12 protein-coding genes are annotated in these 13572 nt (G+C 70.1%); 5 read left to right on the forward strand and 7 right to left on the reverse strand.

Going from position 1 to position 13572, the window contains the following annotated elements:
• Window positions 1-55 precede the first annotated feature (55 nt).
• On the reverse strand, window positions 56-922 hold the full coding sequence (locus OG766_RS33970) for a GNAT family N-acetyltransferase (protein WP_328727100.1): 867 nt from the start codon (window positions 920-922) through the stop codon (window positions 56-58).
• A gap of 132 nt (window positions 923-1054) precedes the next feature.
• Here OG766_RS33970 and OG766_RS33975 point away from each other — a divergent pair, with 132 nt between their 5' ends.
• Complete coding sequence (locus OG766_RS33975; protein WP_328727101.1) at window positions 1055-1504, forward strand: hypothetical protein; 450 nt, start codon at window positions 1055-1057, stop codon at window positions 1502-1504.
• Between the two features lie 42 nt (window positions 1505-1546).
• On the opposite strand, the gene OG766_RS33980 is transcribed toward OG766_RS33975, so the two are convergent.
• Together OG766_RS33980 and OG766_RS33985 are read right to left on the reverse strand one after the other, a co-directional pair.
• Window positions 1547-2362, reverse strand: coding sequence for an alpha/beta fold hydrolase (locus tag OG766_RS33980; RefSeq protein WP_266384775.1), 816 nt, complete (start codon window positions 2360-2362; stop codon window positions 1547-1549).
• Window positions 2363-2438: 76 nt separating this feature from the next.
• Window positions 2439-3104, reverse strand: coding sequence for a DUF4097 family beta strand repeat-containing protein (locus OG766_RS33985; RefSeq protein ID WP_328727102.1), 666 nt, complete (start codon window positions 3102-3104; stop codon window positions 2439-2441).
• Between the two features lie 235 nt (window positions 3105-3339).
• Here OG766_RS33985 and OG766_RS36795 point away from each other — a divergent pair, with 235 nt between their 5' ends.
• Window positions 3340-4095 carry a helix-turn-helix domain-containing protein gene (locus OG766_RS36795; protein ID WP_443045578.1) on the forward strand — a complete coding sequence of 252 codons (756 nt, stop codon included), beginning with the start codon at window positions 3340-3342 and terminating at the stop codon, window positions 4093-4095.
• Window positions 4096-4243: 148 nt separating this feature from the next.
• Here OG766_RS36795 and OG766_RS34000 read toward each other — a convergent pair whose 3' ends face one another.
• The 4 genes from OG766_RS34000 to OG766_RS34015 all read right to left on the reverse strand — a co-directional run bounded on the left by OG766_RS34000 (window position 4244) and on the right by OG766_RS34015 (window position 8866).
• A complete protein-coding gene (locus OG766_RS34000; protein WP_328727103.1) occupies window positions 4244-6805 on the reverse strand; it encodes an alkaline phosphatase D family protein in 2562 nt (853 codons plus the stop codon).
• Between the two features lie 214 nt (window positions 6806-7019).
• On the reverse strand, window positions 7020-7277 hold the full coding sequence (locus OG766_RS34005) for an EF-hand domain-containing protein (RefSeq protein WP_423247145.1): 258 nt from the start codon (window positions 7275-7277) through the stop codon (window positions 7020-7022).
• Window positions 7278-7423: 146 nt separating this feature from the next.
• Entirely contained in the window at window positions 7424-8407 is a 984-nt protein-coding gene (locus OG766_RS34010) for a BtrH N-terminal domain-containing protein (RefSeq protein ID WP_328727104.1), read from the reverse strand.
• Between the two features lie 255 nt (window positions 8408-8662).
• The gene (locus tag OG766_RS34015) at window positions 8663-8866 is read right to left on the reverse strand and encodes a cold-shock protein (RefSeq protein ID WP_266384762.1); all 204 of its coding nucleotides are present in this window, start codon (window positions 8864-8866) and stop codon (window positions 8663-8665) included.
• Window positions 8867-9444: 578 nt separating this feature from the next.
• Between OG766_RS34015 and OG766_RS34020 the strand changes: the two genes are divergently transcribed.
• The 3 genes from OG766_RS34020 (at window position 9445) to OG766_RS34030 (ending at window position 13184) form a co-directional block, all read left to right on the forward strand.
• Window positions 9445-9648 (forward strand): cold-shock protein, encoded by a 204-nt coding sequence (locus OG766_RS34020; protein ID WP_242331983.1) that lies wholly within the window; start codon window positions 9445-9447, stop codon window positions 9646-9648.
• Between the two features lie 208 nt (window positions 9649-9856).
• Window positions 9857-12031 (forward strand): TerD family protein, encoded by a 2175-nt coding sequence (locus OG766_RS34025; RefSeq protein ID WP_328727105.1) that lies wholly within the window; start codon window positions 9857-9859, stop codon window positions 12029-12031.
• 385 nt (window positions 12032-12416) lie between these two features.
• Complete coding sequence (locus tag OG766_RS34030; RefSeq protein ID WP_266384755.1) at window positions 12417-13184, forward strand: NPP1 family protein; 768 nt, start codon at window positions 12417-12419, stop codon at window positions 13182-13184.
• Window positions 13185-13572 lie beyond the last annotated feature (388 nt).

Here is a 13572-nt window from a genome sequence, read left to right on the forward strand (position 1 = left end):
GGCGCTTTCCTGCGGTCTTCCGAGGGAATCGGATCAGCGAGGTCCAGAACACGCCTCAGGCGTCCCGGTACTGATCCCGGACCTCGGGGAGTTGCTGGAAACCGGCTGACGTGTAGGTGGCGACGGCGCCGACATTGGAGCTCGGGGTGCAGACGAACGCGCACGAGGAGCCCAGCTGCTGGAGCGCGGCCGCCGCGGCGACGGTGATCGCGTTGCCGTAGCCGCGACGGCGATGTTCGCGGTGCACGCCCATCGGTTCGAGCAACCCGGGCCGGTCCGGCCCGGCCGACCACACCGTCACCGCCGCCACCGCGTTGCCCTGTTCGTCGTACGCGACCAGACACCGGGCGTCGGCGTACGGCAGCCCTGCCGCCATCGCGTGCCAGCCCTCGTCAGTGAACCTCGACCCGTCGAACGCCGCCCGATGTACGGCGACGAACACGCGCGCCTGCTCCGGCCCGACCACCTCGATCCGCACGCCGGGGTCCTCGACCGGCTCCGTGAGGTCGCGGCGCAACGGCGTCCACGGCTCGTCGGCGTTCCAGCCTGCCGCGGACAGCAGATCTTGGACCCATGCGCCCATCGGCGCTTCGACAGCCACCTTCCCCGCCGGCAGCACGCCGCGCCCCGGCTCGGTCACGTCCTCGACCAACTGCTCCGCCAGTTCCTCGTCCCGCTGAGCGTCCGGCGCGATCGTCAGCCGCAACAGCCCGGGACCGTCCAGCAGCCCGACGGCGAGAATCCGTCCGTCCCGGCTCCACGTCCTGACCGCCGCGGCCGTCGCTTCCGCACCTGATCGCCAGAACCAGCCCAGGTCCCCCGGATGCAGTTGCCTCGGCTCCCCGTCGTTCTGCCACTCCCGCAGCACGCTCACAGCCTCGCTCAGCCCGTCGACTCCCGGCTTCCCCAACGCGATCGCCATACCCCTGATCACACACCACCGCAGCGACAGTTAGCACCCGGATTCGGACCGGCCCGCCCGCGACGACGAGAATCCACCGCCGCCTCTCCGAAGCCTCTCCGAAGCCGCGATCGGCCGCGTACCCTCGGCTCCGTGCCCCGCCGTTCGAGGAAGCCCCGCCGACTGGTCGTGGACGGGCGTACGTACCTGTGGACGCTCCGCCACGACCACTGCGTACGGGAAAGCGGGTGGTCCGCGGACTGCCGCGAGACCCTCACGCTGTTCCCGCAGCCGTCCGGCGTCGGCGGCCCGCTGCGCATCGTCTTCGCCGAGGGCCCGGACCGGTACGTCCCGGGCGGGTTCCCCATGGGCTCCGGGGATGTGGGGTTCGTCCGGGGCGGCTCCCTGAACCTGCACGAACCGGGTGCCGTCCGGGCCTTGCTCGACGCGGCTTGCGCCCGTGGATGGCAGCCGGGGGAGCGGCGGGCGGTGGAGGTCGACGGCTGGACCCTGCTGGAGGCGGCGGCCACCGCACGAGCCGGGGACGCCAGGGACGCCGCGGACGCCGGGGACGCCGACCCCGCGGGCCGCGTGGGCCCGTAGGGGTGGCTTCAGCAGGTTGCGCTCAGTCCGTCGGTCGGGTCTTCAGCGCCCTCCGCGGTCGAGGGCGGCGACGTCGCGTACCGCCTCGGCGATGGCCGGGAAGTCCTTCTTGAGGATCGAGCCGTGGTTGCCGGCGACCTTCGCGCTGATCCGGATGTTCGGGTTGCGGGCGGTCACCGCATCGAGGCCGGCGCGTATCCGTTCCTGCTCGTCACCGCGGCTTCCGAAGGACGTCCCCGAAGCGACCACGTACCGCACCGGGACGGTGATGTTGTCCAGCACGGGGCCCAACTCGCGCTCGCGGGAGAGCCGGCCGAGCTCGATGTTGCTGTTCGCCTGCTGTTCGGCGGTCATCCGCGGAGCCAGGCCCGTCGGGCGCAGCAGCGGCAGGAACCAGCTCATGCGCCGGAAGAGTTTCCGGATCCGCTGTTCCATGGCCTCATCCAGCCAGTCGTACGGGAACGCGCCGTCGACCAGGACCGCGCCCAGCGCACGCTTTGGGTTCCGGTCGGCCCAGTGCGCCGCGACGACCGCCCCGTAGGACCAGCCCACCAGCAGCGCACGGTCCACACCCCTGGCCGCGAGGACGGCATCGACGTCCCGGACGGCTGCTTCGAAGGAATAGTCCGCCGAACGCTTCGATGCGCCGCGGGCCCGCTCGTCGTAGGTGATGTGCCGCCACCCGGTGCCCAGTTCGGCGACGACCCGCCGCCAGTACCCCTGAGTGGCGAACTGGCCGTTGAGGTAGACCACGGGGACACCGGGGCCGCCGGTGTCGGTGACGGCCAGGGCAGTGTCGTCGACCGGCACCATGCCGGTCCACGTCGAACTGGTCGAGGACGTGCTGTTGTTGGTCATGAGTTCCCCTTGGTCGCGGTGTCGTCGCGTTGTCGTCGTGTTGCCGTCTTGCCGTCGCGTTGGTCGGTTCTGTCGCTCAGAGGCTGCGGGCGGTGATGTCGCCGCGGGTGGTGGTGGCACGGATGTCGAGTTCGGTGGTGCCGTCGTTCTTGAGGGCGTTGCTGACGCGGCCGTAGTCGGTGCCGGCGTCCAGGGCGGCCGAGACGCCTGCTGCGGCGGCGACCGAGATGTCGCCGGACTGAGTACGGAGCACGACCGTGCCGCGCACGGCCTCGTTGATCCGGATGTCGCCCCGTGCGGTGCTGATCTCCGCGGGGCCGCCCAGTCGGCCGACCTCGACGTCGCCGTCGATCGCGGTGAGGCGGACGTCGGCGGCTTCGTCGATCTTGATCTGGCGGTACGCGCCGTCGAAGACGACGTTGCCGAGGCGTCCGACGCCACGGAGCTCGGCGCCGGCGGCCTTGGCCTCGATGTGGGAGCCGGCGGGCAGTTGGACGGTGACCGTGAGGGATCCGGAGGGGCCGAGGAGCTGGTTGCCGGGCGCCGGGGTCGTGATCCGCAGGACGCCGTCGGCGTAGGTGACGGTTGTCTGCTCCGCGGTCTTGGTGTCGCGGTTCTTGGAGGGGTCGGCGGGCAGGACCTCGACGGTGGTGTCGCCGCGGTCTGCGGCGATGAACTGGACTCGTCCGGCAGGGATGTTCAGGACGGCGGAGATCGGGGCGGTGGTGTCGAACTTCTGCATCGTGCTCTCCCGTGCTCGTTCGTTGTTTCTGACACCGGAAACGCTACGTTGCTTTCCAATGCCTGACAACGTATCTGTTGCATAGAATCGACAACTGTGCAGGTGGAATACGATGAATTGTTGCAACGAGCCTGTTGAGTAATGCAACGGCACTCTCTGGTCATTGCAATGGATGAGAAGTGAACGCTATGGTGGGGATCAAGAACCGCCACGAAGGATCACCAAGGAGATCGCGATGCCGGGAGGCAGGCTCACCCAGCAGGAACGCCAGCAGATCGCGCTGGGGCTGGCCGACAGCCTCCCCTACGCCGAGATCGCCCGACGCCTCGAGCGTCCGACCTCGACGATCACACGTGAGGTGATGCGCAACGGCGGCCCCACCGCCTACCGCGCCGACCTGGCCCACCGCGCCACCGAACGCCGCGCCCACCGGCGCAGGACCGCCTCCCCCCAAGGGCCGGAGTCGGTCCCCCAGCCGCACGGACGTGACGCCGAGGCCGTGGCCGAGTACGAGGAGACGTTCACCACCGTCCTCATGGCCTCGGGCCTGACCAAGATGGCGGCCCGGGTGCTGACCTGCCTGTTCACCACCGACGCGGGCAGCCTCACCGCGTCCGAGCTCGCCCGGCGACTGCAGGTCAGCCCGGCGTCCATCTCCAAAGCGATCGCCTTCCTGGAGGGCCAGAGCCTCGTCCGCCGAGAGCGCGACGAACGCCGTCGCGACCGCTACGTGGTCGACGACGAGCTCTTCTACCAGGCGACGATCGCCAGCGCCCGTGCCAACGACCAGCTCGTCGCCACCGCACGCCAGGGCGTCGCCGTCCTCGGCCCCCACACGCCCGCCGCCGCCCGCCTGGAGAACATCGCCCGCTTCCTCGACTTCATCAGCGAAAGCATCACCCGCGCCGCCGAACAGGCCCGCGAAGTCCTGCACACCAAACCCGGAACCACCTCGAACGACACCGCCCGACCGGGCCCGGACCACGGATAGGCGGACCAGGCCCACCGACCGCGAAGGTCACCATCTGCAGCGGGAGTTCAGATCTGGGCCCCGACGCCTGCGGGTCGACATCCTCAGCCCGACACCCGCGGGCCGGATCCCGCGCGCCCGGTCGACGGGTGCGCGGGATCCGGTGTGGTCACAGTCCGCCGAGTACCGCGAAAGGATCGGCCGCGCCGCCGTTGTCGACGGCGGCGATCCGGCGCCGGAGCGTGAAGGCCGCTCCCGGTTCCAGGGTCACCTTCCGCTGGCTCATCGCCCAGATCCCGCAGGCGTACGCGGTGAACTGCGCGTCCTCGTACAGGAGTCCGTACGTCTGGCCGTCCGAGCCCGTCATGCCGATCCACGGCGCGGCGGGCGCGAAGTCGGCGGGGGAGCCCGCGGTGATGGTGCCGTGTCCCGCGACACCGCTGCGCTGCCCCGCGCCGTCGTGGTCGAGGACGTCGCCGGTCCAGAAGGTGACCGCCGTGGCGGCGTTGTTGGTGAAGACGCTGTCGGCCCGCACCCACGGCTCGCCCTTGCGGATGCTGTACGTGGTGGTGACGGCCAGCTCCGGCAGCTCGGTGCTGCGGCCCACCGCGCGCACCGACGCCTCGGCGCCGGTGGAGGAGACCACCTCGACGCTGTCCGACTTCACCGTGCGCTGCTGCCAGGCGTTGGCGCCGCGGGGCTGTGCCACTGAGGCGTAGGGCAGGTTGATCCAGTCGATCTGGTCGAGCCGGCCGACGGCCGCCAGGTCGAGCGGCTTGCCCAGGGTCACGCCCGACAGCTGCGGGTCCTCGGAGCCGGCCGAAACGGCCAGCGCCACCAGGTCGTTGGAGAGCACCAGGTCCGAGGAACCGGCCTGGGACTGCGGCCCCGGCACCGTACGGCCCGTCCCGGCGCGGGCGCCGGAACGCGTCAGGCCCAGGTCGACCGTGAGCCCGGCACCTTCGCGCAGGGTGACCTCCCGTTCGGCCGGCTCGTAGCCGACGCCGTTGGCGGCCAGGGTGTACGTGCCGGGCGGCGCGAACGCCAGGAACTCACCGGCCGCGTCCGTGGTGCTCGCCCCGATCCGCCGCCCTTCCGTGTCCGTCACGGTGACTTGGACGTTGCCCAGCGGCGCGCCGGTCGCCCCGTCGGTGATCCGGCCGGTGAGGCCGTCGCCCGCGCCGACGCGGCGCGCGCCCGGACGGCCGTCGCGCACCTCGTAGGTGGCGAGGGTGAAGGCGGGCGAGGCGGCGTCACCGGTGCTCAGCACGATCCGCAGTTCGGTGCGCCAGCGCTCGGGCGTGATGTCGCACAGGGTGTAGCCGCGGTATGTGCCGTTGTAGAACTTCACATGCGGGTTGGCGGGCAGGCCCGTGCGCACGTCGGCGTCCCAGCCGCCCGCACCCGAGGAGACGGAGGTGCCGACGAACTCGGTGGCGACGGTCCGTGAACCCGGGTCGCCGAAGTCCTTCTTCAGGTCGTTGACCCACGCCGAGTGCCAGTCACCGCTGAGCACCACCGGGTTGGCGGGCCGCTTGCGCTCGAAGAAGTCCAGGATGCGGGTGCGGGCCGCCGGATAGCCGTCCCACTGGTCGAGGTTGACGATCCTGCCCGGCCCCAAGTCGTAGTCGAAGGCCGCCATGATGGTCTGCTGGGCTATGACGTTCCACCGGGCCCGGGAACGGTCGAGGCCGTCGAGCAGCCAGCGCTCCTGCTCGATCCCGGTCATGGTGCGCGCCGGATCGTACGCCTCGGTGCACGGCTCCTTGCGGCCGTCGCCGCACGGCTGGTCGCTGCGGTACTGACGGGTGTCCAGTACGGAGAACCCGGCCAGTCTGCCGAAGTCGAACCGGCGGTAGAGCAGGGCGTCCGGGCCGTCGGGGCGCTGCGCGGGCCGCAGCGGAAGGTGCTCGTAGTACGCCTGGTAGCCGTTGGCGCGCCGCTCCAGGAACGGGCGGCCGTCACCGGCGGCGCCCGCGATGTCCGCCGCGTAGTTGTTCTGCACCTCGTGGTCGTCCCAGGTGGTGAAGAACGGGAACCTGGCGTGCGCGGCGCGCAGGTCGGGCGAGGTCTTGTAGAGCTGGTGCAGGCGCCGGAACTCGGCGAGGCCGCCGCCCGCGGTCTCGTAGATGTAGTCGCCGAGGTGCAGGACGAAGTCGATGTCCTGCTCGGCCAGATCGCGGTAGGCGGGGTACGCGCCGCCGGCCCACGACTGGCAGGAGACGAACGCGAAGCGGAGCCGCTCGGGCCGGTCGCCGGGCGCGGGGAGCGTACGGGTACGGCCGGTGCGGCTGTGGACCGCACCGCCCTCGGCCGCCGTCGAGAAGCGGTACCAGTACCAGCGGTCGGGTGCCAGGTCCTCGGCGACGATGTGCACGCTGTGCGCCGACTCGGGTCGGGCGGTCACCGTACCGCGGCGGACGACGTGCCGGAAGCGCTCGTCGCGGGCCAGTTCCCAGCGGACCTCGACGGGTTCGGCCGGCATGCCGCCGGTCTCGCCGTTCAGCGGATCGGGCGCGAGCCGCGTCCACAGCACCACGCTGTGGTGGTCGGGGTCACCGGAGGCCACACCGAGGGTGAACGGCGCGGTGTCCAGGTCGAGCGCCTCGGCCGATTCGGGCCATGCGAATTGCCCCGCGGCCAGGGCACCGAGCGCGGTGCCGCCGACGGCGGTGAGGAAACGGCGTCGGCCGAGCCGGGGGACGCGGGGTTCGGGGAGTAGGTCAGTCACGCGGGGACTCTCGCGGCGACGACCGGCCTGGCGGCCACCGCCGGGTGAACTCCGCCTTTACGGCCGTCGACCGCTTGCCCGGCCGGCCGGACCCGCGCGGGCGCCGCCACCACGGTGCGCGAGCAGGCGGCGATCAGCTTCTCCGTTGGACTGCGCCGCAGGCCGAGTCCTATGGCGCCGACGCGAAGATGCGAGGCGGTGCGATCACCCGGTGTCAGTGCCAGCCGAAACGGCGGTCCACTACCGTCGCGAACTCCTCCAGGGTCAGTACCGCGTCCCCGTTCTGGTCGGCAGCGTCGAACAGCGCCGAAGAGGCATCGGCGTCCCCCACGCCCCAGAACGGCACATCCCCCGACGCCGCCAGCTGCGGGCCCTTCGTCCGCAGGGCAGTGATCACTTCCTCGCGGGTCAAGGTCCCGTTCTTGTCCAGATCGAGCGCCTCGAACAGCTTGCGGGCCTTGTCACTCGTCACGTCGTGCTCGTCCCTTTCACCCATGGGCGGGCCGGCCCACCCGCTCAGGGGATGAAACGCTCCCTTTCCCGTCCGAGTTCCCGGTGTGCTGCCGTGTCCGACTCCGGCTCCGAGCATGACCGGAGGGATGACCGGCCGGACAGGCCCTAGAGGAGGCTGAGTGCCTGCATGGCATCGCGTTCGATGCGCGACAGCTCGTGGAGGAGGGAGCCGGCCTGTATGAGGTGCTTCGCGTCGCCGGTTTCGCCTGCTGTCGCGACGAGTGCGGCCACCTGTGTCCAGAGGGTGGCGGCTTCGGCATACAGGGTGTGGCCGGTGCGCAGGTGGCTGCTGTCGATGAACTGGGCGCACTCGGCGAGGAAGTCCCGGTAGAGATTGCGGAACAGGGCGCCGCCGGTGCCGGCCCTCTCCATGAGGACGGCGGTCCGTGGCAGGTCCTCCCGCGGGTTGTCGCTGCGCTGCAGCCACTTCGGCACCTGCTTGGAGGCTTTCTCGATGCCCCGGTGGCCCAGGTTCGCGATGGGCGGGTTCAGGAAGGCGGCGGCGCAGGTCTTGATCGCGGGGATGATCCGGTCCTGCGGTGGCGTCGGGCTGCTGGGCGCCGTGATGGTGAAGGAGCGGTGCTTGGCGGTCATGGGGCCGCGCGCGGCCCTGGCTCTGGCCAGGCCGGCGAGGCCGGTGGAGACGGCTCCGCCCTGCGGGTCGGTGTCCACCAGGTAGGCGTCCTGTTCGTCGTAGCCGTACATGGCGACGACGTGCCCGCCGAAGTGCACCTTGGTGGTGAAGTAGTCCAGGTGGTAGCTGTCGAGTTGCAGGCCGACCGGCCGACCGGCGTCGATGGGTGCCGCGACGTTCTGCCATGCCTTGCGCGGGGAGGTGGTCTCCCCGATCAGCAGCTCGAGCCCGAGGGCGGCGGCCAGGTTCCTGGTGAGCTCGAACGGCTTGACCCGACCTCCCAGGAAGGGAAACCCCACGGCTTTGCTGTCCCAGTAGATGAAGGACAGCCCGGAGCCGAGCCCGAACAGCATGGGCTCGGACAAGTCGAGTCCCTCATGCCGCAGAAGCACACCGAGCGCCGTCGTCTCGCAGTGCTGCATACCGCGGACGTCGATGTCTTTCACCATGGTCATGCCGCTCATTCTCCTCCCTCACCTGACGACACCCCTGAGGATCCCGGATGGTGAGGCGGCCACGATTCAGCTTCGCCCAGGCGGGCAGGCAGGGCAGCCTTGTGGTTTCCTCGGCTCAGGGCGGCACGCCACACGCACACGTCTCTGGAGTCGTGCCACACGGCGAGGTGACCAGATCGGCTGCAGCGCCCCTGTTCAGATGCACCAGACCCCTGGAGCGAGCACTCCAGGGGTCTGGTCGCGTCCAACGCTGGGTCAGGCGGGGGTGATGTTCTCCGCCTGGGGGCCCTTCTGGCCCTGGGTGATGTCGAAGGTGACGGCCTGGCCTTCCTGGAGCTCACGGAAGCCGGACGAGTTGATGTTGGAGTAGTGGGCGAAGACGTCGGGGCCGCCGCCGTCCTGCGCGATGAAGCCGAAGCCCTTTTCCGAGTTGAACCACTTGACAGTTCCGCTGGCCATGCCAGTGCCTCTCAGTCGACAGCGGGTCCGCACCGCGCGGACCCGGAGGTGATCGCCCTGGTTCTCAGGCACTGCACAGCAAAACGCCCACGCCGGAGCGCGGGCAGGTACTGCGAACCACGACATCTGCCAGCGACGCTACACGGCGAGACGGGCTATCACCAGAGAGCAATCGATCCGGTTCTTCGCCACGTTCCCGGATGACGCTCGGGAACGGGCCAACCGCCTCGTCGAGCAGTCCATGGAGGAGTGGGATCGGGTGGGTCGGGGCTCCTGAGGCGGGCTGAGCCGCGGAATGGTCCCGCGACCGGTCCGGAGGAGCTGGTCAGAGGTCGGGTGGGAGTGGAGCCGGTACGCCGGGCTGCGGGGCGACACTCGGCAGACTGCGGAGGTGGCTTTCGTGGTGGTCAGGGCGGGGCTCGTGTAGCGTCTCCTCCAGCTGTCGTGGTTCCGAAGTTCCTTCCGCCCGTGAGCACATGCACGGGCGGTTTTGCTGTTCAGCGTCGCTGAGGACCCGGCGATCACCTCCGGTCCCCGCATGGTGCGGGGGCCGACCTTGAGTCCTTTGGAGGACGTGCATGGCCAGCGGAACCGTTAAGTGGTTCAACTCGGAGAAGGGCTTCGGCTTCATCGAGCAGGACGGTGGAGGCCCGGACGTCTTCGCCCACTACTCCAACATCGCCAGCTCGGGCTTCCGTGAGCTGCAGGAGGGCCAGAAGGTGACGTTCGACGTCACCCAGGGCCAGAAGGGCCCCCAGGCGGAGAACATCACCCCCGCCTGACCCAAGGGTCCCTGGTGCCCGCCCCCAGCTGTCTGATGGGGGCGGGCACAGTCCTCTCCGGGCACGAGGCGGACCTTGCCAGGCGGGATGTCGCGCTTCTCCAGAGGCACAGCCGCTGCGTCCGCGAGAACGGCAGCCCGCTGCCGGGAGCGCACCGTGTTCGAAAACCGGAATGCGTCGGCTCGTACGGTTCTGGGATCATGCACGGATGTCCCATCGTCTCGAACCCCTGGTCATCCGGCACACCCACCGTCTGCCCGCCCCTTCCGGACCGGCCGGGCAGGGCGGCGTCGCGGCGCGGCAGTTCGATGCCGCCCTGATGTCCGTGGGCTTCAAGCTTTCGGCGGATCTGCTGGAGGCCCTGTCGGGGCTGAGCGAGGAGACGGTCGTCGAGATCGCCGTGCGCACGCTGGGCACCGTCCGCGAGATGGTCGGCGACCATGTCCGGCACAACGTCTACTTCATCGACTTTCCGGCCAAGGTGCCGGACACGTTCGACTTCTGGATGCGGTGCATTGCCGAGGCCCTCGCCGACGACGCAACGTACGAGCGCACCCTCGCCCAGCTCGGCACCGGTGTCGTCGACCTGCTGACCCTGCCGTCGTACGGCAACTACCGGCACACGTACGCCGAGATGCTCGCTGCCCACGACGAACTGATCGCCGCTGCGGGCGACCGTATGACGGTCCTGCACCTGGGCGGCACCCCGGACGACGAGGTCACCGCCCTGTATCTGGCCCTGGCCCGCAGTACCACTCCGCTGGGCGAGGAGGGCCTGCGCGACCTCGGCTCACTCGCCGGGTCCTGCGCGGAGGGCCCCCAGCCCGAGGCGATCCCGGTCCGGGAGAACCGTGCCGTCGTCAACCTCGCCCGCATCGACGCCGGCGTGGACCTACTGCTGGACAGCGTCACCGATGTGCTCCGTCTCGCCTGCGCACTGTCGGACGGCGACGTGACCCTCGTGGAACCGACCCGGTTCCGGTCGCTGTCCCGACCGGTGCGCCGCGTCCTGCTCGCCGGCCTCGACTCGGTCGTCGCGGCAACCCCGGCGAAGCTCGCCGACGTGACCGCGCACCGTGAGGCGTTCAAGCGCCTCGGCGAGCGCCTCCACCCGCACGAATACCGAGCGCGCTGGCCGCACGCCGCCGACGTGTTCGCCGTCGCCCGGGGCGAGAAGGAGGCCCGGTCCTTCGGCAGCCGCGTCGAGGAACTCCTCGCCGCCGGCGACGTCACCGGGGCGGCGCGGCTGCTGGTGGCCGCGCCGGGCACACTGTTCCGCTCCCTGGACCGCCTGCTGCGCGCGTGTACCGTCCAGGACGAGCGCGACGCCGTCACGACCGCCGCCGAGCAGGTCGCCCCCCAGGTGTCCGCCCGGGTCCTCTTGTCCGTCCGCGAGCACCTCCACAACCGCACCGAGGACACCGGCGAGCGTCGCGTCTTCGTCAACCGCCTGGGCCGCGCCTGGGTTGCCGCCGACACCCGCCGACCGGTACCGGCGCCCGAGCGCACGCGCATGATCGCCACCCTGGACGCCGAGACGCGCAGCCGCCTCCCGGAGCCGGGGCATCTGCTCATCGACCCCGACATCCTCGATGTCGCGCTACCGCTCAGCGGCAGGGCGACGGCGGCCGGTCTCGGCGTGCTGCCCCGTGGCTCCCTCTCCCCGGTCGACGGCGAACTGCTGCGGTTCTTCGTCCACTGGAAGCAGACGAGCCGCAGCACCGACTACGACCTGTCGGCCTTGATGCTGGACGCCTCGTACACGACGGTCTCCTGGCTGTCGTACACCGCCCTCACCGAGGTCGGGGGCGAACACTCCGGCGACATCACCGACGCACCCGACGGCGCCTCGGAGTTCATCAACCTGCGCCTGGGTGCCGTGCGCGGCACCTACATCGTCCCGCAGGTCAACATCTACTCCGGGGAGGGATTCGAGGAGGTCGAGGAGTCGTTCTTCGGCTTCATGCTGCGCGACGTCGAGCAGCAGGGCCGCCCCTTCGAGCCGCGCACCGTGCGCATGAAGTCGGAGCTGCGCGGTCCGGGCAGGGTCGCACTGCCGGTGGCGTTCCTGCGCGGAAGCGACGGCCGCTGGCGCGCCAAGTGGCTGCACCTGTACCTCAAGGGCAACCCGAACTCCAACCAGGTGGAGGGAAACCGGGTGTCGGTCGCGACGCTGCTGCGCGGCATCGTCGAGCGCGACCATCTCGCCGTCCGCCACCTCATCGACCTGATGGCCGACCGCGCCACCGCCACCACGCTGTGGGACGGTACGACGATCCCGGACGGCCCCGTCACGTACATCGGCCTGGAACGTCCGGACGGACTCCACCCGCAGTCCAGGGTCTTCACCCCGGAAAACCTGCGCGACGTGATTCCCGGCTGACTGCTAGCGTTGGCCCCGGCGAGGCCATGAACGGACTTCCTTCTCATCCTTTCTGAAACTAGTGCGTTCGCTTTCCTCGCCTTCGACATCATGCCGGGGTGCCCAAGGGCACCCCGGCATCGTTGTGCCAGCGGGTGATGGGCCGGCTCGCTGCCCGGGCGCACGGAAACGGGCAAGCACGCACGCGGTCGTAGAGGAGGCGCGGTCGCTGCCGCGCAGGAGACGCGAGTGGGTGGGGCGGTCAGTGGGGCCGCGTCCCGTACTTGGTCCACTCTTCAGCGCATAGTCATCTCACCCCTCTTGGTATTCCGCCGAATTACCTGAAGGCTGTGGCGGACATGTCAACGGATCGTGTACCCCACACCACGGTTTCCAGGAGGACTTGGTGCAGCAGAGCTCCAGAATCCGCAGGGCTTCGCTCATCCTCGCCGGCGCGTTCGCGCTGGTGCTCGCCGTTCCGAACACCGCTCTCGCCGCGCCGTTGGCCGCCCTGCCGGCCAACGCGGACACGCTGGACCAGACGTTCCAGCCGGCCTACGACTACGACACCGACGGCTGTTACGCGACGCCGGCCATCGGTCCCGACGGCACCATCAACCCTGGCCTGAAGCCCACCGGAGCCCTCAACGGCAACTGCCGGGACGCGTCGGACCTGGTCAACACGAACGGGTACTCCCGCGCCAAGTGCAACAACGGCTGGTGCGCCGTCATCTACGGGCTCTACTTCGAGAAGGACCAGGCCATCCCCGGTATCAGTCTCGGCGGGCACCGCCACGACTGGGAGCACGTCGTGGTCTGGGTGCAGAACAACCAGGCGCAGTACGTCGCCACCTCTGCGCACGGAGATTTCAACATCTACCCGCGCGACCAGATCCGCTGGGACGGCACCCACCCGAAGGTCGTGTACCACAAGGACGGTGTGAGCACGCACTGCTTCCGCCCCGCCAACTCCAACGACGAACCGCCGGAGAACCACCAGCGCACCTGGCAGTTCCCCACGCTCGTCGGCTGGAACGGCTACCCGGCGGGCTTGCGCGACAAGCTCAGCCAAGCCGACTTCGGCAGTGCCCACTTCGGGCTCAAGGACGGCAGCTTCGAGGGCCACCTCGCCGAAGCCAAGCCGGCCGGCATCCCGTTCGACCCCTATGCGTGACGGGTAGCCCCCTCAGCCGTTCTCCGGCGCCCCGACGGTAGTGGTGCTCCGCGCCGTCGGGGACGCCGTGAACCGGCCGGGCGAAGCAACGGACGCAGCCTTCTGCGAACTTGTTCTCCTTGCTCTTGTCGGGGTGTTCAGGGACGTGAGGCGTCTCAGATTCGCCGGTGGATCAGACGGCAGCGTGGGCGAGGCGATCGCAGAGCTCGAATGATCTGCCGCTCGAGAAGCCAGGTGGCGGCGGCCGCCGCCCGAGCGGGGGCCGCCCAGGCCGAGACGGTCAGCTCGGCGACGACGAGCGCACTGTCGCTCATGGCCGTGGCCGTATCGGCCGCATCGTTGGGATTCCGGGGTCGGTCGTCCTGGGGGCCTGCGGCCGAAGGTTCAT

Source organism: Streptomyces sp. NBC_00259, from assembly GCF_036181745.1.
GTDB classification, from domain to species: Bacteria; Actinomycetota; Actinomycetes; order Streptomycetales; family Streptomycetaceae; genus Streptomyces; species Streptomyces pratisoli.